This window comes from Variovorax sp. LjRoot130 (assembly GCF_964253755.1).
Lineage (GTDB): Bacteria > Pseudomonadota > Gammaproteobacteria > Burkholderiales > Burkholderiaceae_C > Variovorax.
The window spans coordinates 5169380-5192057 of the sequence record NZ_CAXURM020000001.1 but is presented as its reverse complement, the minus strand read 5'-3'; the positions used below and the strand labels follow the sequence as shown (position 1 = coordinate 5192057).

The following is a 22678-nucleotide window of genomic DNA, read 5'->3' as shown; positions in this document are numbered from 1 at the left end:
CTAATTTCGCTCGGGGATTCTAGGGTTCCCGATTTCCATCCATGCTTACCCTGATCGTCATCAGCTTTCTCGTCTCCGCCATTTCGGTGCTGTTCTTCATGCGCCGGGCGCGCCGCCATGCGCGGCGCTACGGCACCGACATGCCGCAGCGCTTCCACAAGGGCCACGTGCCTCGGCTGGGCGGTGCCGGCATCTTCCTCGGCACGGGCGCCGCCTGGCTGGTGGCCGGCATCGGCCCGGACCCCTTCAACGTCTCGTGGCCGCTCAAGGCTTCCGCCTTTACGCTGCTGTGCATCGCGCCCGCCGTGCTGGGCGGCATCATCGAGGACCTGACCCAGCGGGTCTCGGTGCGCTACCGGCTCGCGCTCACCATCGGCTCGGCGCTGCTCTTGTGCTGGCTGCTCGGCCTCGGCGTCTCGCGCACCGGCATCGGCTTCGTCGATGGCTGGCTGCAGGCTTGGCCCTACGCGGCGATCCTGTTTGCGGCCTTCGCCATCGGCGGCCTGCCGCATGCCTTCAACATCATCGACGGCTACAACGGCCTGGCCGGTACCGTGGCCGTGCTGGTGTGCCTCGCGGTCTCGCACGTGGCGCTGCAGGTCGGCGACCGCCAGCTCGCCGCCATGGTGATCTGCCTGGTGGGCGCGACGGCGGGCTTCCTGGTCTGGAACTACCCGCGCGGCAAGATCTTCGCCGGCGACGGCGGCGCCTACGTCTGGGGCATGGTGATCGCCATCGCCGTGGTGACGCTGGTGCAGCGGCACCGCGTCGTCTCGCCCTGGTTCCCCATGCTGCTCTTGATCTACCCGGTGTGGGAGACGGTGTTCTCCATCTACCGCAAGCTGGCGCGCGGCCAGTCGCCGGGCGATGCCGACGCACTGCATTTCCACCAGCTGATCTTCCGGCGCATCGTCCGCGTGGCCTTCGCGGACGACGAGGCCAGGCAGCTGCTGGCGCGCAACAACCGCACCTCGCCCTACCTGTGGATCTTCGCGGCCCTGACCGTGGTGCCGGCCGTGCTGTTCTGGAACAACACGCCGATCCTGATGGCTTTCTGCGCGCTGTTCATCGCGACGTACGTGGCGGCCTATCTCATGATCGTTCGCTTCAAGGTCCCGCGCTGGCTCCGGCCCTGAGTTCCGTCACAATCCGCCGCATCCGTCTACTCCACCGCCGACCATGACCGATCCCGTCCTCAACATCCCCCCGCGCGACAAGGCCGAGATCCTGGCCCAGGCGCTGCCCTACATCCGCAAGTTCCACGGCAAGACCATCGTCATCAAGTACGGCGGCAACGCCATGACCGACCCGGCGCTGCAGGCCGACTTTGCCGAAGACGTGGTGCTGCTCAAGCTGGTCGGCATGAACCCGGTGGTGGTGCACGGCGGCGGCCCGCAGATCGAGGCGGCGCTCAACCGGCTTGGCAAGAAGGGCCACTTCATCCAGGGCATGCGCGTGACCGACTCCGAGACCATGGAGGTGGTCGAGTGGGTGCTGGCCGGCGAGGTGCAGCAGGACATCGTGGGCCTGATCAACCAGGCCGGCGGCAAGGCGGTGGGCCTCACGGGGCGCGACGGCGGCCTGATCCGCGCGCAGAAGCTCAAGATGGCGGACCGCAACGACCCAAACCTGCATCACGACGTCGGCCAGGTCGGCGACATCGTCTCGATCGACCCGAGCGTGGTCATCGCGCTGCAGGACGATGCCTTCATCCCGGTCGTGAGCCCGATCGGCTTCGGCGAGGAGAACGAGAGCTACAACATCAATGCCGACGTCGTGGCAGGCAAGCTCGCCACCGTGCTGAAGGCCGAGAAGCTCATGCTGCTCACCAACACGCCCGGCGTGCTCGACAAGAACGGCAAGCTCCTGACCAACCTGAGCGCGCGCGAGATCGACGACCTGTTCGCCGACGGCACCATCTCCGGCGGCATGCTGCCGAAGATCGAAGGCGCGCTCGATGCCGCCAAGAGCGGCGTCAACACCGTACACATCATCGACGGGCGCGTGCCGCACGCGATGCTGCTGGAGATCCTCACGGATCAGGCCTACGGGACGATGATCCGTGCGCGCTGAACGCGCGCCTCAGCTCTCGTAGCCCCTCGGATTCCCCTGCTGCCAGCGCCAGCTGTCCGCGCACATCTGCTCCAGCCCGCGCTGCGCGCGCCAGCCCAGCGTGGCCTGCGCGAGCGAGGGGTCGCCCCAGTAGGCCGGCACGTCGCCCGGCCGGCGCGGGCCGATCTCGTAGGCGATGGTCTTGCCGCTGGCGCGTTCGAAGGCCTTCACCACCTCCAGCACCGAGGCGCCCTGGCCGGTGCCCAGGTTGAGCGTGACCAGGCCGGGCTGCTGCTCGGCATGGCGCAGCGCCGCCACGTGGCCTTCGGCCAGGTCCATCACGTGCACGTAGTCGCGCACGCCGGTGCCGTCGGGCGTCGGATAGTCGCCGCCGTGCACCGCGAGCTTGTCGCGCAGCCCCACGGCCACCTGGCAGACGAAGGGCATCAGGTTGTTGGGCTTGCCCTGCGGATGCTCGCCGATCAAGCCGCTCTCGTGCGCACCGACCGGGTTGAAGTAGCGCAGCAGCGCGACGCGCCAGGCCGGGTGCGCATGCTGCAGGTCGGCCAGGGCCTGCTCGACCATCCGCTTCGAGTGGCCGTAAGGATTGGCCGGCCTGAGCGCCGCGCTTTCGGGAATCGGCGAGCGGTCGGGGTCGCCATAGACGGTGGCCGAGGACGAGAAGATCAGCGTGCGCACGCCCGCCGCCTGCATCGCTGCCGCCAGCACGAAGCTGCCGTGCACGTTGTTGTCGTAATAGGTGATCGGGTCGGCGACCGAGTCGCCCACCGCCTTCAGGCCCGCGAAATGGATCACGCCGGCGATCGGCTGTTCGCGAAACAGCTTGTCGAGCAGCGCGCGGTCGCGCACGTCGCCTTCGATGAAGCGCGGCGCGGTGCCGATGATGCGCGCGAGCCGGTCGACGACGCGCGCGTCGCTGTTGCCGAGGTTGTCCAGAATCAGCGGCGTGTAGCCGGCCGCCGCCAGTGCCACGCAGGTGTGGCTGCCGATGAAGCCGGCCCCGCCGGTCACGAGAATCGTCGAACCCATCGTTTTTCTTTCGCTGATTGTGTGAAAAAAGCCCAGCCATTCTGCGCGACGTACAGTGCATGCCCAGTAGGCACGCGCTCACTGCGCTGTGCGAGAATCAATTTTTTACATTTTGCACGCGCCCATGCAGAACGATGAGACAAGCGCCTCGCGCGCTGAAGACAGCAGTTCAGGTCCGGTGGCCGTACCGACGCGCAAACGCCCCAAGCCGGGCGAGCGGCGCGTGCAGATCCTCCAGGCCCTGGCCGCCATGCTCGAACAGCCTGGCGCCGAGCGGGTGACGACCGCGGCGCTCGCGGCGCGGCTCGACGTGAGCGAAGCCGCGCTGTACCGCCACTTCGCGAGCAAGGCCCAGATGTTCGAGGGCCTGATCGATTTCATCGAGCAGAGCGTGTTCACGCTGATCAACCAGATCACCGAGCGCGAGGCGCCGGGTCACGAGCAGGCCGCGCGCGTCGTCGCGATGCTGGTGCAGTTCGCGGAGAAGAACCCGGGCATGACCCGCGTCATGGTCGGCGATGCGCTGGTCTACGAGAACGAGCGCCTGCAGAACCGCATGAACCAGTTCTTCGACAAGATCGAGTCCACCTTGCGCCAGTCCCTGCGTGGTGCGGCGGCGGCCGATGGCTCGGCCACGCCGAGTGTCGATGCGCAGGTGCGCGCCTCGACGCTCACCGCCTTCGTGGTCGGCCGCCTACAGCGCTTCGCGCGCTCGGGCTTCCGCCGTGCGCCTTCCGAGCATCTGGAAGCCGCAGTCGCCTTGATGCTCTAAAAACCGTTCAGGCTGAGCTTGGCCTGTCCTGAGCTTGCCGAAGGGTCGAAGCCGGGGCGAGCCCTTCGACAAGCTCAGGGCGAACGGGGGTTCGGCTCTATTGCCGAGATAGATCGACATCGGCACCCTCACGCTCAACCGCAACCCCGACAATTACTTCGCCGAGATCGAGCAGGCCGCTTTCAACCCCGCCAACTTCGTGCCGGGCATCGGCCCCTCGCCGGACAAGATGCTGCAAGGGCGCCTGTTCAGCTACGGCGACGCCCAGCGCTACCGGCTGGGCATCAACCACACGCAGCTGCCGGTGAACTGCCCGCACGCGACCAAGGCCGCCAACTACGGACGCGACGGCGCGATGCGCTACGACTACGGCGGCCGCGCGCCCAACTACGAGCCGAACAGCTTCAGCGATGCGCCCAAGCAAAGCAACGAGCCCGTGTACGCGCCGCTCGAGATCCACGGCTGGACCGGCAGCCACGCCTGGACGAAGCACCCAGCGGACACCGACTTCGTGCAGGCCGGCGACCTCTACCGCCTGATGGACGAGGCGGCCAAGAGCCGCCTGGTCGCCAGCATCGCCGGCAGCCTCGGCGCCGTGACGCGCCAGGACATCATCGACCGTGCGATCAACCACTTCCGCCAGGCCGATGCCGACTACGGCGAGCGCGTGCACAACGCGGTGCGCGCCGTGCAGGCCCGCATCAAGGGCGAAGAAGTGACGATCCAGGTCGGCAAGCCGGCGCATGCCGAGAGCCGGAGCTGATCGAGGAGCGCGGCCTCAGTTCGCCGCGGTCACCTCGAGCCGGTTGTCGACCGAGCTGACGCCCTTCACGGCGCGGGCGATTGTCTCCGCCCGCGCCTTGGCTTCGGTGCTCGGCGCGGGGCCGGCGAGCCGCACCGTGCCGGCGTTTGTGCGCACGTCGATGCGCCGGGCGCTCAGCTCGGGATCGCGCGCCAGCGCGGCCGTGACCGAGGCCGTGATCGCGGCGTCGTCCGTCTTGGCCGTCAATGCGTCGCCGGCGTTCTTCAGCGCATCCTTGGCCGCCGCGACGTCCCGCTTCACCTCGGGCGACTCGAAGTAGGCCTTGGTGTTGTCGCGCGCCTTCTCCGCCAGCTCGGCGGCCTTGCGCGCGGCGGCCACGGTCGCGTCCTGCGTCTTCTCCACCGCGGAGTCGACTTTTCTTTCGGCGCTCTGCTTGCTCACCTGATCGCTGCACGCCGCCAGCGACAGGATGGCGCCCGCTGCGCACAGCGCCAGGGCCGGTTTGAGTTTCTGCAAGGTCACCGTCGTTCCTTCCGCCCCCTTGCCCGCGGGGCTCAATTGCCCAGAAACAGATTGCGGCGCGCTTCGTCCTGGCGGCGCTGGCTCAGCGGCTTCTTGCACTGCGGGTGGTGGGCACTGCCGGGCTGGGCGCAGCGGTTGTTGACGCAGACGGCGTGCGCAATGAAGTTGCGTCCATCGCACGATGCCAGCGGGCCCGGCGCCGAACGCCGGAAGCTCGCCGCCCGCTGTTCGGGCGGCAGCGCCGAAGTCTTGCGCACGGTCTGGGCGTGGGCGCGCGGCTCGCGCTTCAGCGCGGGGCCTGTCGCGGGAGGTGCCGGCCGCTCGTCGACGAACACCGCGGCCGTCGGGTTCTCGCCCGAGGAGGTGGCGTGGAGGCTCGAAGCCATCGCCGGTAGCGCGACCGGAAGCACGCTGGGCGCAGCCACCGGCGTCACGGCCGCGGGCGAGGTGGCCGTCGAAACCGGTGGCGGCTCCACCGTCGTGCCGCCGCCGTACCAGAGGCCGAGCAAGGCGAGCATCGTGGCCAGCGCCGCGGTAAAGCCCAGCACCGAGATCGCGAGCGTCAGCACGGTAGGCGTGCGCTCGTCGTCGATGCCCGGCGCGTGCGAAGCGTTGTCCGCGACGGCACCCGTCGCGTAGAAGGCCGGCAGCTTGCCCGCGCAGCCTTTGCAGAAGAGGGCCGAATCCCGGTTGATGGTCCGGCAGGTCTCGCACACCACGGTGGTCGACGGGTCGCTGTGCAGCAGCACCCTCGACAGGTCGATCAAGCCCCCGAATGCTTCTGCAGACACGGGGCCGGGCGGGGGGACGAAGTTGGCGGTGAGGGCAGTCATGATGAGATCGAGTCAGTGCATGGATGAGATACCTGTTCCCGAAAAAGCCGGGCTCCTTCTCTTCGCCAGGGAGCTCGACCACAGAACGAATTAACGAAGCCTTGTTGCAACACCAACTTCGGAAAAGCGCCGCAGCAGATGTAGGACGGAAGCCTGCAACGAAGAGTTGCAAAAGAAGCCCTTGATCGCGCGCCTCGGCTAAGCTGCGCCACATGAATACTGCAACCCTGCTCGTCTTCGCTTTCGTCGCGCTGGTGGCCATCGCCACGCCCGGCCCCACCGTGCTGCTCGCACTCGCCAACGGCTCGCGTTTCGGCGTGCGACGCTCGCTGCCCGGCATGCTGGGCGCAGTCGCTTCCGACTTCGTGCTCGTGGGTGCGGTGGCGCTCGGTCTCGGCGCCTTGCTGGCGGCGTCGGAGTTCTGGTTCTCGGTGCTCAAGTGGGTGGGCGCGGCCTACCTGGCGTGGCTCGGCATCCGGCTGCTGCGCTCGCAGGGCGGGCTCGACCTCTCGCGGCAGGAAGGCGAGGTGCCGAGCGGCGCGACGCCGCGCGCCATCTTCGCCAAGTCCTTTCTGGTGGCCGTGACCAACCCCAAGGGCTATCTTTTCTGCTCGGCGCTGATGCCGCAATTCATCGATCCCGCTGCAGCCCAGTGGCCGCAGTACGCCGCCATCAGCATCGTGTTCGCGGGTCTCGACTTCTCGGTGATGCTGGCCTATGCCGTGATCGGCGCGCGCGCCGTCAAGCTGCTGCGGCAGCGTGCGGTGCTGTGGCTGGACCGCTGCTGCGGCGGCGCGCTGCTGGCGTTGGCGGGCTCGCTGGCCTTCTATCGGCGCAGCGCGACCTGATCAATCGAAGTTCAGCAGCACCTTCATCGCCTGCGAGCGATCGGCCGCCAGCGCGAAGGCGCGCGCCGAGTCGCGGTAGGACAAGGTCGCCGAGATCAGCGGCTTCACGTCGACCAGCCCCTTGTTGAGCAGTTCCACCGCCACCGCGAATTCCTCGTGGAAGCGGAAGGCCCCGCGCAGGTCGAACTCCTTGGCCACGATGGTGTTGATCGGCAGCGTCATCTCGCCGCCCAGCCCCAGCTGCACGATGATGCCGCGCGGGCGCAGCGCATCGAAGGCGCCGACCAGCGCGCGCTGGTTGCCGCTGGCTTCGAACAGCACGTCGAAATGCCCCTTGTCGGCCGTGAAGCGCGCCAAGCCATCGGGCTCCTCGGCCACGTTCACCACCTCGTCGGCCCCGACCTTGAGCGCCTTGCCCAGCGTGTGCGCACCGACGTCGGTGGCCACGATGTGGGTGGCACCCGCGCGCCGCGCCGCAATGATGGCCAGCGCGCCGATCGGCCCGCAGCCGGTGACCAGCACGCTCTTGCCGAGCAGCGGGCCCGCGCGGCGCACCGCATGCAGCGCGACCGACAGCGGCTCGGCCATCGAGCCCTCGCCGTCGCTCACGCTGTCGGCCAGCCGATGCGCCTGCCAGTGCTCGACCACGATCTGCTGGCGGAAGGCGCCCTGCACGTGCGGCGTGCGCATCGCGCTGCCGTAATAGCGCATGTCCAGGCAATGGTTCTGCAGGCCCTGCTGGCAGTAGCGGCACAGCCCGCAGGGCCGGCTCGGGCTGATGGCGACGCGCTCGCCGGCCGCAAAGCTGCCTGCGCCGGCGCCCACGGCCTCGATCACGCCGGCCACCTCGTGGCCCAGCACCATCGGCTCCTTGATGCGGATGGTGCCGAAGCCGCCGTGCTGGTAGTAATGCAGGTCGGAGCCGCAGATGCCGCCGCAGCGCACGCGCACCTGCAGCTGGCCGAGGCCGAGTTCGGGGGTGTCGACTTCTTCGACGCGCAGGTCGCCGGGGGCGTGGATGACGAGTGCTTCCATGGCTGATCCCTTGTTGTCTAGAGAGTGGCAGTGACGCCGCCGTCGACGTACAGGATGTGGCCGTTGACGAAGTTGGACGCATCGCTCGCGAGGAACACGGCCGCGCCGACCAGGTCCTCCACGTCGCCCCAGCGGCGCAACGGGGTGCGGTTCACCAGCCACGCGGTGAACTCGGCGTTGTTGACCAAGGCATCGGTCAGCTCGGTCTTGAAATAGCCCGGCCCCAAGCCGTTGACCTGGATGCCGTGCTGGCCCCAGTCGATCGCCATGCCTTTGGTCAGCATCTTCACCGCACCCTTGCTGGCGGTGTAGGGCGCGATGCCGGGGCGGCCGAGCTCGCTTTGTACCGAGCAGATGTTGATGATCTTGCCGCGCTGTCGCGGGATCATCCGGCGCGCCACCGCCTGGCCGACCAGGAAGACGCTGTCGACGTTGGTCTTCATCAGCTCGTGCCAGTGCGCTTCCTCGAACTGGTCGAGCGGGCCGCGGCGCTGCATGCCGGCGTTGTTGACGAGGATGTCGATGGCGCCGATGTCGGCCTCGATGCGCTCGATGGCCGCGCCCACCGCCTCGCCCGAGGTCACGTCGAAGGCGGCGGTGAAGACGCTGAAGCCTTCCTCGCGCAGCCGTGCCGCAGCCTGTTCGAGCTTGTCGGCGCTGCGCGCGTTGAGGATCACGCGCGCACCGGCACCCGCCAGTCCGCGCGCCAGCGCGTAGCCGATGCCGGCGCTGGAGCCGGTGATGAGGGCGGTGCGCCCGCTGAGGTCGAAGCTTTTGAGGACGGGATTCAAGGCGGTGTCTCCATCAAGGTGCGTGTGGCGCGTGGCCGAGTAGCGGAGTATCGCCTCGCGCGCGGTGCCGATGCGCTCAGTTGGCGCAGCGGGCCTCGAGCGCGTCGATGAAGGAACGGTCCCATCGACCCTCCTTCATGGCCCGTATCGTCTCGGCTTCGGTCTCCAGGTGCGCGCGTGCCTTCTCGATCAACAGCTCGGCCTCGTCCGGCGCGAAGGCCATCAGGCCATCCTGGTCGCCGACCACGATGTCACCGGGGTTGACCACCATGCCGCCGACAGACACCGGCACGTTGATCTCGCCCGGGCCATCCTTGTACGGGCCGCGATGGGTGACGCCGCGTGCGTAGACCGGGAACTCGCGCGCCCGGATTTCGGCCACGTCGCGGATCGCCCCGTCGACCACCACGCCCACGACGCCGATGTGGGCGGCGTAGAAGGACAGGATGCCGCCGACCACCGCGTTGTTGAGGATGCCCCCGGCATCGATCACCAGCACGTCGCCGGGACGGCAGAACTCGAGGGCGCGCAAATATGTCAGGTTGTCGCCGCCACGCGAGCGCGCCGTGACGGCCGTGCCTGCCATGGTCCGGGCGACGGGGCGGTGATAGGGGTTCAGGCCCGTGGTGCCGATGTTGCGGTGCATGTTGTCGCTCAGCGCCGCGACGGGCATCTCGCGCAGCGCGGCCAGGATCTTCGGATCGACCTGCGCGGCCGAGGGGTTCTTGCGGATGGCTTTGTATGGCATGGGTGTGTCCTTGGTGGCGGCGATGGTTCGTGCGCTTAGCGCAGTTCGGCCACCGCGCGGGCGATGCGCGTGCAGCCTTCTTCCAGTGTTTCGATCGAGGTGGCGATGGACAGGCGGAAGTAGGGCGAGAGCCCATAGGCGGTGCCGGCGACCGTGGCCACGCCCGCGCTTTCCAGCAGGTACATCACGACGTCGCCGTCTTCGTTCAGTTGCTTGCCTGCAGTCGTGGTCTTGCCGATCAGGCCGGCGCAATGGATGTAGAGGTAGAAGGCGCCGGGCGGCGTGGCGCAGCTCAGGCCGGGGATTGCGTTGACGAGCGCGAGCGTGCGGTCGCGCCGCTCCTTGTAGACCGCCACGCTCTCGGCCACGAAGCTTTGGTCGCCGTTGAGCGCCGCCGCTGCGGCTGCCTGGCTGATCGAGCAGCAGTTGCCGGCGGACTGCGAGAGCAGGGTGTCCATCGCCGTGATCAGATCGGCCGAGCCCGCGGCCCAGCCGATGCGCCAGCCGGTCATCGCATAGGTCTTGGAGACGCCGTTGACGGCCAGCGTGCGCTCGCGCAAGGCGGGCTCGGTCGCCAGGATGTGCGGCGTCGACAGGCCGTCGAAGCGGATGTGCTCGTAGATGTCGTCGGTCATCACCATCACGTGCGGATGGCGCATGAGGACATCCGCCAACGCGCGGTATTCGTCGGCCGTGTAGCTGGCGCCCGTGGGATTGCTCGGCGAGTTGATCAGGAGCCAGCGCGTGCGCGGCGTGATGGCGGCCTCGAGCTGGGTCGGCGTGAGCTTGAAGCCGTGGGCCTCCTGGCAGGCGACGATGACGGGCTTGCCTTCGCAGGCCAGCACCATGTCGGGGTAGGACACCCAGTAGGGCGCGGGGATGATCACTTCGTCGCCCGGTTCCAGCGTGATGGCGAAGGCGTTGTAGATCGCGCTCTTGGCGCCGCTGGTGACGATGATTTCGTTCATCGCGTACGTCAGGCCGTTCTCGCGCTGCAGCTTGGCGACGATGGCCTGGCGCAGCTCGACCGTGCCGGACATCAGCGTGTAGCGCGTCGCGCCCTTGTCCATGGCTTCGGCGGCGGCGCGCCGGATATGCAGCGGGGTGTCGAAGTCGGGTTCACCCACCACCAGGTTGACGATCGATTTGCCCTGGCGGCGCAGCTCGTTGGCGCGGTCCGCGGCGGAGGTGCTGGGCGAAGGCTTGATGCGCCGTACGCGGGCGGCGATGCGGGAGGTGGTCACGGATCTTCCTTGGGTGCGGGATGTACGGACCCAACGGTACGCACATCGCTCCACCTCGGCCAAGATGAGATCGCTCTGGTTCGATAGGCTGAGCTTATGGTGACTCCTGTCTGGTCCCCTCTCCCTCCGGGAGAGGGCTAGGGTGAGGGCATGGGCGCCTCCGCGCCCCCGGACCCCCCGGACACATCGCATCTAGGCGCCCCTGCGCCCCAGTGCTAGGCTCAGCTTTTGCTTGGAGACAAGGCGTGAACCTCCGACGCCTCAAATACTTCGTGAAGATCGTGGACATCGGCAGCCTGACGCAGGCCGCCGAGGTGCTCTTCATTGCGCAACCGGCGTTGAGCCAGCAGCTCGCCACGCTCGAAGGCGAAGTGCGGCAGCAATTGCTGGTGCGCACCAAGCGCGGCGTGACCCCCACCGAGGCCGGCAAGGTGCTGTATCGCCATGCCCAGATCATCCTGCGGCAGTGCGAGCAGGCCCGCGTCGACATGGAGGCCGCCGGCGAGGGCCTGTCGGGCCAGGTGTCGGTGGGGCTCGCGCCCGGCACCGCAGCCTCCGCGCTGTCGCTGCCGCTGCTGCGCACCGTGCGCGCCCGGCATCCCGGCATCCTGCTCTACCTCAACGAGAACTACGGCACCACGCTGAGCGAACTCATCATGAACGGCCGCATGGATCTGGCCGTGCTCTATGGCGACAAGGCCATCCACGGGCTGTCCTTCCTGCCGCTGCTGAAGGAGCCCCTGTTCCTGGTGGGGCCGGCTTCCATGCCGGCGCCGGCCGAGCCCGTGCGACTGGCCGACCTGCGCGAGATCGAACTGTTCTTGCCGCGCCCCTATAACGTGGTGCGCAAGCTGGTCGATGCGGCCTTCGTGCGCGCCGGCATGGTGCCGCGCGTGGTGGCCGAGATCGAATCGGCCTTCACCCTGACCGCCGCCATCGCCGACGGACTGGGCGCCACCATCCTGCCGGCGTCGATGGCGCGCGAGGTCGTGGCGGCCTGCGGCGCCTGGCAGTTCCGCATCGTCGACCCGGTGATCGAGGCGCCGTTGGCGCTCTGCCAGTCGGACCACCTGCCTCTTTCCGAACCGGCGCAAGCGGTGAAGGACATCCTGCTCGAGCTCGTCGTCGACCTTGCCGGCACCGTCGCCTCGACGCCCGAACCCGAGCTGAGCGCCTTGTCATAAGCCGCCCTTATCGCGGCACAGCCAATCCGTCTTGGGCTTTGTGCCCGCGGCCCGCTACCTTTCATGCCTGCCGTCACGCGTTCGTCGAACGCGTCGGCCACCCAGGATGTTCCGTCGCCCAAGACGGCCCGGCATGAATCAGGAACAGATCAAGACGCTCATCGACGCGCTGGCCGCATCGGACCTGTGCGAGCTGGAGTACAGCGAGAACGGAAGCATGCTGCGGCTGGTGAAGCAGTCGGCGCTGGCGGCGACGCCGCGCCGGCGAGCAGCGATCGCGGCGCACGATGCGCCCGTTGCGGCGCCAGCGTCGGCCGAATGCCTCGCGCCGCTCTACGGCGTGGTGCACCTGCAGCCGACGCCCGCCGAGCCGCCCTTCGTGCAGGCCGGTCAAACCGTTAAGGCGGGCCAGACGCTGTGCGTGATCGAGGCCATGAAGGTCTTCAACGAGGTGCGCGCCGAACGCGACGCCACGGTGCAGGCGGTGCTGGTGCGCTCGGGACAGGAAGTCGAAGCCGGCCAGGCGCTGTTCCGCTTCGACGGCGTATAGGGGATCATGGCCATGTTCGACACCGTGCTCATCGCCAATCGGGGAGAGATCGCCCTGCGCATCCAGCGCGCCTGCCGCGGCCTCGGGCTCCGGACCGTGGCGGTGTACTCCGAAGCCGACCGCGAGGCGAGCTATGTGGCGCAGGCCGACCAGGCCCTGTGCATCGGCCCGGCCGCGCCCGGGCAGAGCTACCTGAACCCCTCCGCGATCCTGTTCGCCGCCGAAGTCAGCGGCGCGCAGGCCATCCATCCGGGCTACGGTTTCCTGTCGGAGAACGCGGGCTTCGCCGAACGTGTCGAGCAGGCCGGCCTCGTCTTCATCGGCCCGAGCGCCGCCTGCATCCGCGCCATGGGCGACAAGGTCGCGGCCAAGCGCGCGATGCGGCGCGCCGGCGTGCCCTGCGTGCCCGGCCCCGACGGCAGCCTGCCGGAGGACCCGGACGAGGTCCTCGCCCTGGCGCGCGAGATCGGCTTCCCGGTGATCGTGAAGGCCGCGGGCGGCGGCGGCGGTCGCGGCATGCGCGTGGTGCACGACGAAGCCGCCCTGCCGGAGGCGATGTTGCTCACGCGCGAGGAGGCGCGCCGCGCCTTCGGCAACCCCGAGGTCTACATCGAGAAGTTCCTGCTGCATCCGCGCCATGTCGAGATCCAGGTGCTGGCCGACAGCCATGGCAATGCGCTATGGCTCGGCAGCCGCGACTGCTCGCTGCAGCGCCGCCACCAGAAGGTGATCGAGGAGGCGCCGGCCATCGGCATCGACGAGGCGCTGCTGGGTGAGGTCGGCGAGCGCTGCGCCGCGGCCTGCCGGCAGATCGGCTACTGCGGCGTCGGCACCTTCGAGTTCCTGTACGAGCAGGGCGCCTTTTACTTCATCGAGATGAACACCCGCCTCCAGGTGGAGCACCCCGTGACCGAGATGACCACCGGCATCGACATCGTGCAGCAGCAGTTGCGCGTGGCCCGCGGCGAGCGCCTGGGCTTCACGCAGGCCGACGTGCGTTGTGAAGGGCATGCCATCGAGTGCCGTATCAATGCCGAGAACCCCGATACCTTCGCGCCCTCGCCGGGGCGCATCAGCGGCTGGCAGCTGCCAGGCGGCTTCGGCGTGCGCGTGGACTCGCATGCCGGTGCCGGCTACCGCGTGCCGCCGTACTACGACTCGATGATCGCCAAGCTGATCGTGCAGGGCAGCACGCGCGCCGACGCGCTCGACCGCATGCGCCTGGCGCTCGCCGAGATGCGCGTCGAGGGCATCTCGACCAACGTGCCGCTGCACCGCGAGATCCTGCGCGACCAGGGCTTCGCCGCCGGCGGCGTGGACATCCACCACCTCGAGCGCTGGCTGCAGCGAAGGAGTCTCGCGTGATTGCGCCGACCGCATCCGTCAGCCTGCTGGGCACCACGGCGCTGCTCTTCGAGGCACCCGGCGAGCTCGCGCTACCCTCGCAGCAGCGCATCTGGGCCCTCGCGCGAGAGGCGCAGGCCTGGCCGGAGGTGCGCGAGGCGGTGCCGGGCATGAACAACCTCATGCTCACCTTCATGCGAGCGCCGCGCAACACAGCTGCCCTGGAAGCGCTGGAGGCCCGCTTGCACGCCGCCTGGGACGCGGCGGAGGCCCTGCCGCTCGAAGGGCGCGTGGTCGAGCTCCCGGTGGTCTACGGCGGCGAGGGCGGCCCCCACATGGCCGACGTGGTGGCGCACACCGGGCTCAGCGTGGAGGAGATCGTCGAGCGCCACAGCACGCCGGTCTACCCGGTGTACGCGCTCGGCAGCCATCCGGGCTACTGTTACCTGGGCGGCATGGACCCGCGCATCGCCACGCCGCGGCGCAAGGTGCCGGTGCTGAGCATTCCGGGCGGCGCGGTGTCGATCGGCGGCGTGCAGACCGGCGTGTCGGCCTCGGCCGGCCCCAGCGGCTGGAACACGATCGGCAGCACCGCCATGACCTTCTTCGATCCGTCGCAGGACCCGCCGGCGAGGCTGCAGCCGGGCGACATGATCCGCTTCCGGGTCCAGGGGGTGATCCGATGATCGAAGTGCTCTCGTCCGCCGCGCTGGCCACCGTGCAGGACATGGGGCGCACCGGCAGCCTGCGCTGGGGCGTGGGCACCTCCGGGGCCATGGACAAGCTGGCGCTGGCGGCCGGCAACCTGCTGCTGGGCAACGGGCCCGATGCGGCCGCCATCGAGGTGCCGGTGTTTCCTTTCAAGCTGCGCTTCGACCAGGACTGCGCCTTCGCGCTGACCGGCGCCGACTGCGCGGCGCGGCTCGATGAAGCGCCGCTCCTGCCCTGGTGGGTGCACCAGGCGCGCGCCGGGCAGACGCTCACGCTGGGCCTGCCGCAGGGCGGCATGCATCGCGGCAGCCGCGCCATGCTGTGCCTGGCCGGTGGCGTGGACGTGCCCGAGGTCCTGGGCTCGCGCAGCACCCAGCTGCGCGGCGCCTTCGGCGGCCACGAGGGCCGCGCGCTGCGCCGCGGCGATGCGCTGCGCGCGGTGGGCGAGGGGCAGTCCTGCCAGACCGGCTTCGGCCTCGTGCCGCCGGCATTGAGCCTGCCGCTGCAGGTGGACGGCCTGCCCGCCGTGCGGGTGTTGCCCGCCGCCGAATACCTGGGCTTCGAGGAAGCCTCGCGCGCCGCCTTCTGGGCCGGCGAATGGAAGATCACGGCCCAGAGCGACCGCTACGGCTATCGCCTCGAGGGCGAGGCGCTGCGGCCGATCGCGCCGATGGAGATGCGCTCGCACGGCATCGTGCCCGGCGTGATCCAGGTGCCGCACAGTGGGCAGCCCATCATCCAGATGCGCGATGCCCAGCCCTCGGGTGGCTACCCCAAGTTCGGCACCGTGATCGAGGCCGATCTCTGGCGACTCGGCCAGGCGCCGATCGGCAGCCGCATCCGCTTCATCGAAAGCAGCTGGGACGAGGCCGTGGCCGCGCTGGACGAGATCGAGGCCTGGCTCGACAGGGTGCGGCGCATGGTGGACCTCCACCGCAGCGCGCCGCGCATGAACTGACATGAAGAGCCCTGCGCAAGTCCGGGAGCTCGCCGCCTGGCTGGCCGCCACCGACATCGGCCTGCTGGAGCTGCGCACGCCCGACGGCGTGCTGCGGCTGGGGCGTGGGGGTGGGCCCGGAAGCGGGATCGTGCAGCTGGGTGCGCAGGAGGAGGGAACGCCGCCGGCGCCGCCGTCATGCGTGGCTGCCGCGCCCAGTGTGGGCAACTTCCTGCACGCCCATCCGCTGCATGCCGCGCCCTTGGCGCGCCCCGGCGAACGCGTGTCCGCGGGACAGCCCGTGGGTTTGATGCAGATCGGCCCGCTGCTGCTGCCGGTGCATGCACCGCAGTCCGGCGTGCTGATCGCCTTCCTGGTGCCCGACGGCCAGCCTGTGGGCTGGGGCACCCTGCTGGTCGAACTGCAGGCCGACGAATGAGGAGTACATCGCGATGGACATCGATCTGAACGCCGACCTGGGCGAGGGCTTCGGCCCCTGGCGCATGGGCGAGGACGAGGCGCTGCTGGAGATCGTCTCCTCCGCCAACGTGGCCTGCGGCTTCCATGCCGGCGACCCGGTCATCATGGACCGCACGGTGCGCATGGCCCGCGACCGGGGCGTGGACGTGGGGGCGCATGTGGGTTTTCCCGACCTGCTCGGCTTCGGGCGCCGCCCGATGCAGATCGATGTCGCGGAGCTCGCCACCTACGTCACCTACCAGCTGGGCGCGCTCGCGGGCATGGCGCGCTCGGCCGGCCACCGGATGACGCACATGAGCTTCCATGGCGCGCTGGGCAACATGGCGGCCGCCGACGCGGCGCTGGCCGGCCCGCTGGTGCGCGCGGTGGCGGACTTCGACCCCGGCCTGATCATCAGCTCGTCTGCCAGCCGTGCCATCGAAGACGCGGCCGAGCGCTGCGGGCTGCGCGTGGCGCGGACCTTTCTGGCCGACCGCGCCTGCGACGACGAGGGCCTGCTGGTGCCGCGCAAGCTGCCCGGCGCCGTCATCCACGAGCCCGAGGCCGTGCTGGCGCGCGTGCGCCAGCTGCTTGAGGAGGGCACGGTCACCAGCCATGGCGGGCGCAGGATCCCGATGAACGTCCGCTCCATCCTCGTGCACGGCGATACGCCCGGTGCGGTGGAGCTGGCGCGGGCCGTACGCGGCGTGGTCGAGGCGGCGGGGCGCGTGCTGCCGATCTCGCGCCAGATGGCGCCCTGAGACCGGGCGACCAGGCGACATAAGGACGGCTTATCTCTACACAGCCATTCCGTCTTGGCGCCCCGAGGTCGCGCTGGATACAGTGAATTCGTCATAACGAAAGAAGCCAAAGATGCCTTTCTCCGACTACAAGACCGCGCTGGTGACGGGAGCCTCCTCGGGCATCGGCGCCGCGGTCGTCGAGCGCCTCTGCAAGGAAGGCCTGCAGGTCCACGCGCTTGCGCGCAGCGCCGGCAAGCTGGCCGAACTGGCCGCGCGCACGGGCTGCATCCCGCACGCCATCGACGTGAGCGACCTCGAGGGCATCACCCGGCTGGCGCAGGAGATCCCCTTCGACGTGCTGGTCAACAATGCCGGCGTCGATAGGCCCGGCTCGATCCTGAAGGCCGACGCCGAGGGCATCGACCTGCTGGTCGACGTCAACCTGCGCGCCGTGCTGCACCTGTGCCGGCTGGTCGTGCCGGGCATGGCCGCGCGCGACCGCGGCCACGTGATCAACATCAGCTCGATCGCCGGGGCCTACAACTTCGGCGGCAACAGCACTTACCACGCGACCAAGGCCGCGGTGAGCATGCTGTCGCGCCAGTTGCGCATCGATGTCTTCGGCAAGCGCGTGCGCGTCACCGAGATCTGCCCGGGGCGGGTGGCCACCGACATCTTCGCGCACGTGCACGGCAACCCGGAGGAAATGCACAAGCGCTTCATCGAGGGCTTCGAGCTGCCGCGGGCCGAGGACATTGCCGACGCCATTGCCTTCGCCATCGCCGCGCCGGTCGCGGTGAACGTGGGCCACATGGAGATCACGCCGACGCTGCAGGTGCCCGGCGGGCTCTCCACCGCGCGCCCGGAAGCGCCGCAGGCCTGAGAACCACGGAAATCAAAGGAACGGCACATGAAGGACTTCGACCTGCTGGCCGTCCTGCTGAAGCCGGAGTTCGGCGCGATGCTGCTGCACGGCGTGGAGATGACGCTGAAGATCGCGGCCGGCTCCTGGCTGCTCGCGATGAGCCTGGCCATCGTGCTGCTGACCGTGCGCCTGACGGCCAGCCGCGTCGCCGAGCGCGTGGTCGCGGCCTATGTCTCCTACCACCGCAACGTGCCGACGCTGGTGCAGCTGATGCTCTGGTACTTCGGCATCTTCAGCCTGCTGCCCCAGTTTCTGCAGAACTGGCTGTCCGAGCACAACGCGGAGGCCATCCTCTCGATCGTCGCGCTCGGGCTGTGCCAGGCGGCCTACTTCAGCGAGGACCTGCGATCGGGCCTGCGTTCCATCCCGGCGGGCCAAGCCGAGGCCGCGCGTGCGCTGGGCCACAGCTACATCGGCTCGATGCGCCACGTCATGCTGCCGCAGGCGATCCGCAATGCGATCCCGGCACTGGTCAACCACAGCGTGTCGCTGTTCAAGAACAGCAGCCTGGCCATGGCGATCGGCGTGGCCGAGCTGACGCACGCGGTCAAGGAAGTGGAGAGCCAGAGCTTCCGCGCCTTCGAGGCCTACAGCGTGGCCACGGTGCTCTATCTCGGCTTCTCGCTGCTCATCATGGCCGCGGGCGGCTGGGTGGCGCGGCACTACCGCATCGTCGGAGCGAGGTGAGAGATGTTCAGCATCTTCGAGATCCTGCGCGACAACTGGCTGCTGCTGCTCATCGGCCAGTATCCCAACGGCCCGATGGGCGGCATCGTCGCCACGCTGACCCTGTCGGTGCTGGGCATCGTGCTGGCCTTCCCGCTGTCGGTGGTGATGGCGCTGGCGCGGCTGTCGCCGTGGGCGGTGCTGCGCTGGCCGGCGACGGTGCTGGTCTACGTCGTGCGCGGCGTGCCGCTCCTGATGGTGATCCTGTGGGTCTACTTCCTCGTGCCGCTTTTGATCGGCCGCGAGATCTCGGGCTTCACCACCATGCTGTGCACGCTGGTGATCTACGAGGGCGCCTACCTGTCGGAGGTGGTGCGCGCCGGCATCCAGGCCCTGCCCAAGGGACAGACCGAGGCGGCGCGCGCGCTCGGCCACAGCCACCTGGGAACGATGTGGTACGTGATCCTGCCGCAGGCGCTCTACAACATGCTGCCGAGCATGCTGAGCCAGTTCATCTCCACTATCAAGGAAACGACGCTGGGCTACGTGATCAACGTGAACGAGCTCACCTTCGCGGCCAACCAGATCAACAACCAGCTGCTGACCAAGCCCTTCCAGGTCTTCTTCATCCTGGCGATGACCTACTACGTGGTCTGCTTCAGCCTCACGCAGCTGGCGCAGTGGCTGGAGCGGCGCATTGCCCACAAGCGGCTCGGCGCGGCGGTGGCCCCGCTGTCGCCCGAGGGCGCCTCGTTGCCGCCGCCGGTGGCGGCCAATCCCTGACAAGGCCGCGCACGACGGTCGGACAAACGCAAAGGAGACAGAACCATGCCCACCCCAACGAACGCAGACGTTCCCATGATCCTGTTTTCCAACATCAACAAGTGGTACGGCGACTACCAGGCGCTCGCCGACGTCAACGCCGAAGTCAAGAAAGGCGAGGTGGTGGTGGTCTGCGGGCCTTCCGGTTCCGGCAAGTCGACGCTGATCCGCACCGTCAACCGGCTCGAGGAGATCAAGTCGGGCCAGTTGCTCTTCGACGGCCACGACATCCACGCGCCGATGAGCAGCGTGGCGCTCAACAAGTTGCGCAGCCGCATCGGCTTCGTGTTCCAGAGCTTCAACCTGTTCCCGCACCTGTCGGTGCTGGAGAACATCATGCTGTCGCCGATGCGCGTGCTCGGCGTCAAGCGCGCCGCCGCGCGGACCAAGGCGATGCAGTTGCTGGAGCGCGTGGGCCTGGCCGCCAAGGCCGGCGCCTATCCGGCGCAGCTCTCGGGCGGCCAGCAGCAGCGGGTGGCGATCGCGCGCGCCCTGGCCATGGAGCCGCCGGCCATGCTCTTCGACGAGCCCACCAGTGCGCTGGACCCCGAGATGGTGGGCGAGGTGCTGTCGGTGATGCGCGGCCTGGCCAACGACGGCATGACCATGATGTGCGTCACGCACGAGATGAGTTTCGCCCGCGAGGTCGCGGACTGCATCTGGTTCATGGATGCCGGCCGGATCCTCGAGAAGGCCGAGCCCGAGACTTTCTTCAGCAGCCCCCAGCATCCGCGCGCGCAGCGCTTCCTGTCCGACCTGCGCGCGCACTAGGCGTTTCCCATCCCAGCCCTCACCAGGAGTTCATCATGTCGAAGAAGACCGTCTTCCGTCTCGCCGCCATCGCTTGTTGCCTTGGCGCCCTGTCCGTCCTGGCGCATGCCGACCAGTGGGACGACATCAACCAGCGCAAGGAACTCAAGTGCGGCACCTTCGCCGATGTGCCGCCCTTTGCCGCGCCCGATCCCAAGACGCGCGAGATGGTGGGCTTCGATGTCGATCTGTGCAACGCGCTGGCCAAGCAACTGGGCCTGAGCGCCAAGGTCACGCCGCTGTCGGTCGAGGCGCGCGTGCCCGAGGTCAAGCTCGGCCGCGTCGACGTGACCGTGGCCAACCTGGCCTACACCAAGAGCCGCGGCGAGCAGATCCAGTTCAGCGATCCGTACTACGTGGCCAAGGAAATGCTGGCCGTGAAAGCCTCCGACCCCGGCACCACCAAGGCCGATTTCAAGGGCAAGCGCCTGAGCTCCACCAAGGGCTCGACCTCGGAGCTGTCGATCAAGATGAACGGCTCCGAGCCGGTGACCTTCCAGGACACGGGCTCGGCCTTCATGGCCGTGCAGCAGAACAAGTCGGTCGGCATGGTGGCCAACACCATGACCATCACCAAGCTCGTCAACCAGTCGAAGACCTCCGGGGTCGAGCTCAAGATGATCAAGGAGCCGATGGTGCTGCAGCCGATCGGCGTCGGCATGAAGAAGGACGAGCCGGTGCTGCTGGCCAAGGTCAATGCGGCGCTGGTGGCGCTGGACAAGGCCGGCGAGATCGACAAGATCTGGGCCAAGTGGCTCGGTCCGAACACCGAATACAAGATGACGCGCGAAGAAAAGGTGATGCCGCTGTCCGAACTCAAGTTCGAGCTGCTGCCCTGAAGGTCCGCGCCTGTCAGGCCGCCGCCGGCCGCAGCAGCGCAACGAACTCGGCCGCGGCCGGCGACAGGCTGTGCGCCCGCCGCGTGATCAGGTAGATCGGCGGCACGCGGATCGGCAGTTTCACCGGCAGCACGCGCAGCACGCCCAGGCGCGCGTAGTGTGCCGCCTGCGACGCCGGCATCACGGCGGCCATGTCCGAGTGTTCCAAGAGCGCCGTCATCGCGATCGGCGATGCGGTTTCGGTGATGCGCAGCCGCTGCTGGATGCCCGCCTCGCGCAAGGCCGCCTCGAAGCGCCCGCGCTGCGGCGAGCCCGGCGGCTGCAGCAGCCAGGGCCAGTCGACCAGCTCGCGCAGCGTCAGCGACTTGCGCTTGAACAGCGGATGCGCCTTGCGCACCACCACCACCTGCGGCTCGCCGAGCAGCGGCACGCAATCGAAGGCTTCGGCGCTGTGGTCTTCGGTGAGCCGGCCCAGCATCAGGTCGACCTCGCCGCGCGCAAGCTGGCGCAGCATCACGTCGCTGGTGTCGACCACCACGCTCACCGCCACGCGCTCGTGCTTCTTCTGGTAGGCCACCAGCGTCGGCGCCAGCAGCTCGGGCACCGCGCCCGGCACGCTGCCCACGCGCAACGCGCCGCTGAGCCCGGAGCGCAGAGCCTCCACCTCTTCGCACACCGCGCCGAAATCCGTCAGCACCCAGCGCGCATGGCGCACCAACGCCTCGCCATACGGCGTGGGCGTCATGCCGCGCGCGACGCGGGTGAAGAGCGGCACCGCGAAGGTCTCTTCCAGTTGCTGCAAGAGCTTGGTGGCCGCCGGCTGGCTGATGTTCATCGCCGCGGCCGCGCGGCCCAGGTGGCGGTGCTGGTCGAGCAGCGCCAGCAGCACCCATTGCCGCGTGCGCAAGCGCAGCAGCAGGCGCCAGGGCGGGAGATCGGAGCCGGGCTGAGTCATATACGTCGGCATATGGATTCTTCAGAACATTCGATTGGATTGGAATGGCGAACATCCCTAAGCTGGGCACCACAAAGATCGGAGACACGCCCATGCCATTCCTGTCCTGGCGCCTTGCGGCGCTCTGCCTGATCGCCGTGCCGCTCGCGGCGCCCGCCCAGGCGGTCTATCCCGACAAGCCCCTGCGCATCATGGTCGGCGCCTCGCCCGGCGGCGGCACCGACATCCTCGCGCGCCTGCTCGCCGACAAGTTCGGCGCCTCGCTCAAGCAGCCGGTGGTGGTCGAGAACCGGCCCGGCGCCTCCAACACCATCGCGGCCGAACTCACGGCGCGGGCCGTCGCCGACGGCAGCACGCTGCTGCTGGCCACCAACACCGGCCAGGCGGTGGCGCCGCACCTGCTCAAGCTCAAGTACGACCCGTTGAAGGACCTGCAGCCCGTCGGCCTGGTGGCCGTGATGCCCAACGTGCTGGTGGTGCCGTCGACCTCGCCCTACCGGGACGTGAAGGAGCTCATCGCCGCGATGCGCGCCAAGCCCGGCGGCCTGCGCTATGCGTCCTCGGGCATCGGCAGCACGCAGCACGTGGGCGGCGAAGCCTTTGCGCTGGCCACCGGCACCAAGGCCATCCATGTGCCGTACCGCGGCAGCTCGCAGGCGCACGTCGACATCATCGGCGGGCAGGTGGAGATGATGTTCGACAGCACCTCCTCGGCCATGCAGCAGATCAAGGCCGGCAAGTTCCGCGCGCTCGCCGTCGCCGCGGCCAGGCGCACGCCCGAACTGCCGGATGTGCCCACGCTGGCCGAGGCGGGCGTGCAGGGCGCCGACGTCAACACCTGGTATGGCCTCTTCGTCACCGCCGGCACGCCGCGCGCGGCGGTGGAGCGGCTCAACGCCGAGCTGGCCCAGAGCCTGCGCATGAGCGACGTGCAGGAGCGCATCAAGGGCCTGGGCGGCGAGATCACGGCCATGGGCATCGAGCCCTTCGCGGAGATGAACCGCAGCGAGTTCGAGCGCTACGGCAAGCTGGTCAAGGACACCGGCATGCGCGCCGATTGACTCAAGAGAAAAGG

The 22678-nt window shown here is 68.9% G+C and carries 26 protein-coding genes; 18 read left to right on the top strand and 8 right to left on the bottom strand.

The features are described from left to right. Positions 1-41 precede the first annotated feature (41 nt). Positions 42-1136 carry an MraY family glycosyltransferase gene (locus ACSQ86_RS25785; RefSeq protein WP_436309848.1) on the top strand — a complete coding sequence of 365 codons (1095 nt, stop codon included), beginning with the start codon at positions 42-44 and terminating at the stop codon, positions 1134-1136. Between the two features lie 43 nt (positions 1137-1179). Continuing rightward, positions 1180-2073: an acetylglutamate kinase gene (gene argB / locus ACSQ86_RS25780; RefSeq protein ID WP_436309847.1), complete on the top strand. Its 894-nt coding sequence runs from the start codon at positions 1180-1182 to the stop codon at positions 2071-2073. Positions 2074-2082: 9 nt separating this feature from the next. Here argB and galE read toward each other — a convergent pair whose 3' ends face one another. Further along, positions 2083-3102, bottom strand: coding sequence for a UDP-glucose 4-epimerase GalE (gene galE, locus ACSQ86_RS25775; RefSeq protein WP_436309846.1), 1020 nt, complete (start codon positions 3100-3102; stop codon positions 2083-2085). A 124-nt stretch (positions 3103-3226) separates the two neighbouring features. Here galE and slmA point away from each other — a divergent pair, with 124 nt between their 5' ends. Then, on the top strand, positions 3227-3874 hold the full coding sequence (slmA, locus tag ACSQ86_RS25770) for a nucleoid occlusion factor SlmA (protein ID WP_093108487.1): 648 nt from the start codon (positions 3227-3229) through the stop codon (positions 3872-3874). A 112-nt stretch (positions 3875-3986) separates the two neighbouring features. After that, positions 3987-4637, top strand: coding sequence for a catalase (locus ACSQ86_RS25765; protein WP_436310302.1), 651 nt, complete (start codon positions 3987-3989; stop codon positions 4635-4637). 15 nt (positions 4638-4652) lie between these two features. On the opposite strand, the gene ACSQ86_RS25760 is transcribed toward ACSQ86_RS25765, so the two are convergent. Next, positions 4653-5159 (bottom strand): BON domain-containing protein, encoded by a 507-nt coding sequence (locus ACSQ86_RS25760; protein ID WP_436309845.1) that lies wholly within the window; start codon positions 5157-5159, stop codon positions 4653-4655. A 32-nt stretch (positions 5160-5191) separates the two neighbouring features. Beyond that, positions 5192-5992, bottom strand: coding sequence for a hypothetical protein (locus ACSQ86_RS25755; protein ID WP_436309844.1), 801 nt, complete (start codon positions 5990-5992; stop codon positions 5192-5194). 212 nt (positions 5993-6204) lie between these two features. Here ACSQ86_RS25755 and ACSQ86_RS25750 point away from each other — a divergent pair, with 212 nt between their 5' ends. After that, complete coding sequence (locus ACSQ86_RS25750; RefSeq protein ID WP_093108490.1) at positions 6205-6840, top strand: LysE family translocator; 636 nt, start codon at positions 6205-6207, stop codon at positions 6838-6840. On the opposite strand, the gene ACSQ86_RS25745 is transcribed toward ACSQ86_RS25750, so the two are convergent. The 4 genes from ACSQ86_RS25745 to ACSQ86_RS25730 form a co-directional block, all read right to left on the bottom strand. Next, positions 6841-7875 (bottom strand): L-idonate 5-dehydrogenase, encoded by a 1035-nt coding sequence (locus ACSQ86_RS25745; protein ID WP_436309843.1) that lies wholly within the window; start codon positions 7873-7875, stop codon positions 6841-6843. 17 nt (positions 7876-7892) lie between these two features. After that, positions 7893-8666, bottom strand: a complete 774-nt coding sequence (locus tag ACSQ86_RS25740) for a glucose 1-dehydrogenase (protein ID WP_436309842.1) — start codon at positions 8664-8666, stop codon at positions 7893-7895. Between the two features lie 76 nt (positions 8667-8742). Next, positions 8743-9414 carry an RraA family protein gene (locus ACSQ86_RS25735; RefSeq protein ID WP_436309841.1) on the bottom strand — a complete coding sequence of 224 codons (672 nt, stop codon included), beginning with the start codon at positions 9412-9414 and terminating at the stop codon, positions 8743-8745. A gap of 35 nt (positions 9415-9449) precedes the next feature. Next, positions 9450-10658: an aspartate transaminase gene (locus ACSQ86_RS25730; protein ID WP_436309840.1), complete on the bottom strand. Its 1209-nt coding sequence runs from the start codon at positions 10656-10658 to the stop codon at positions 9450-9452. 245 nt (positions 10659-10903) lie between these two features. On the opposite strand from ACSQ86_RS25730, the gene nac reads away from it, so the two are divergent. The 12 genes from nac (at position 10904) to ACSQ86_RS25670 (ending at position 20648) form a co-directional block, all read left to right on the top strand. Then, positions 10904-11842, top strand: a complete 939-nt coding sequence (nac, locus tag ACSQ86_RS25725; RefSeq protein ID WP_436295229.1) for a nitrogen assimilation transcriptional regulator NAC — start codon at positions 10904-10906, stop codon at positions 11840-11842. 133 nt (positions 11843-11975) lie between these two features. Next, the gene (locus ACSQ86_RS25720) at positions 11976-12392 is read left to right on the top strand and encodes an acetyl-CoA carboxylase biotin carboxyl carrier protein (RefSeq protein WP_436309839.1); all 417 of its coding nucleotides are present in this window, start codon (positions 11976-11978) and stop codon (positions 12390-12392) included. Positions 12393-12404: 12 nt separating this feature from the next. After that, positions 12405-13757 carry an acetyl-CoA carboxylase biotin carboxylase subunit gene (accC, locus tag ACSQ86_RS25715; RefSeq protein WP_436310301.1) on the top strand — a complete coding sequence of 451 codons (1353 nt, stop codon included), beginning with the start codon at positions 12405-12407 and terminating at the stop codon, positions 13755-13757. Beyond that, complete coding sequence (gene pxpB / locus ACSQ86_RS25710) at positions 13754-14422, top strand: 5-oxoprolinase subunit PxpB (RefSeq protein ID WP_436309838.1); 669 nt, start codon at positions 13754-13756, stop codon at positions 14420-14422. The genes accC and pxpB overlap by 4 nt, the downstream gene beginning before the upstream one ends. After that, positions 14419-15405: a biotin-dependent carboxyltransferase family protein gene (locus tag ACSQ86_RS25705; RefSeq protein WP_436309837.1), complete on the top strand. Its 987-nt coding sequence runs from the start codon at positions 14419-14421 to the stop codon at positions 15403-15405. Before pxpB ends, ACSQ86_RS25705 begins: the two co-directional genes overlap by 4 nt. A 1-nt stretch (position 15406) precedes the next feature. Beyond that, positions 15407-15823: an acetyl-CoA carboxylase biotin carboxyl carrier protein gene (locus ACSQ86_RS25700; protein WP_093103757.1), complete on the top strand. Its 417-nt coding sequence runs from the start codon at positions 15407-15409 to the stop codon at positions 15821-15823. Positions 15824-15836: 13 nt separating this feature from the next. Further along, positions 15837-16604, top strand: a complete 768-nt coding sequence (locus ACSQ86_RS25695) for a LamB/YcsF family protein (protein ID WP_436295235.1) — start codon at positions 15837-15839, stop codon at positions 16602-16604. A gap of 112 nt (positions 16605-16716) precedes the next feature. Beyond that, complete coding sequence (locus ACSQ86_RS25690) at positions 16717-17469, top strand: SDR family oxidoreductase (protein WP_436295236.1); 753 nt, start codon at positions 16717-16719, stop codon at positions 17467-17469. A 27-nt stretch (positions 17470-17496) separates the two neighbouring features. Further along, on the top strand, positions 17497-18198 hold the full coding sequence (locus tag ACSQ86_RS25685) for an amino acid ABC transporter permease (RefSeq protein WP_436309836.1): 702 nt from the start codon (positions 17497-17499) through the stop codon (positions 18196-18198). Between the two features lie 3 nt (positions 18199-18201). After that, entirely contained in the window at positions 18202-18960 is a 759-nt protein-coding gene (locus tag ACSQ86_RS25680; protein ID WP_436309835.1) for an amino acid ABC transporter permease, read from the top strand. A 75-nt stretch (positions 18961-19035) separates the two neighbouring features. Further along, entirely contained in the window at positions 19036-19770 is a 735-nt protein-coding gene (locus ACSQ86_RS25675; RefSeq protein ID WP_436306358.1) for an amino acid ABC transporter ATP-binding protein, read from the top strand. Positions 19771-19805: 35 nt separating this feature from the next. Further along, positions 19806-20648, top strand: a complete 843-nt coding sequence (locus ACSQ86_RS25670; protein WP_093103765.1) for an ABC transporter substrate-binding protein — start codon at positions 19806-19808, stop codon at positions 20646-20648. A 13-nt stretch (positions 20649-20661) separates the two neighbouring features. Here the strand turns inward: ACSQ86_RS25670 and ACSQ86_RS25665 are convergent, their stop codons facing one another. Further along, positions 20662-21615, bottom strand: coding sequence for a LysR family transcriptional regulator (locus ACSQ86_RS25665; RefSeq protein ID WP_436309834.1), 954 nt, complete (start codon positions 21613-21615; stop codon positions 20662-20664). Between the two features lie 80 nt (positions 21616-21695). On the opposite strand from ACSQ86_RS25665, the gene ACSQ86_RS25660 reads away from it, so the two are divergent. Then, positions 21696-22664, top strand: coding sequence for a Bug family tripartite tricarboxylate transporter substrate binding protein (locus tag ACSQ86_RS25660; RefSeq protein ID WP_436309833.1), 969 nt, complete (start codon positions 21696-21698; stop codon positions 22662-22664). The last annotated feature ends 14 nt before the right edge of the window (positions 22665-22678 follow it).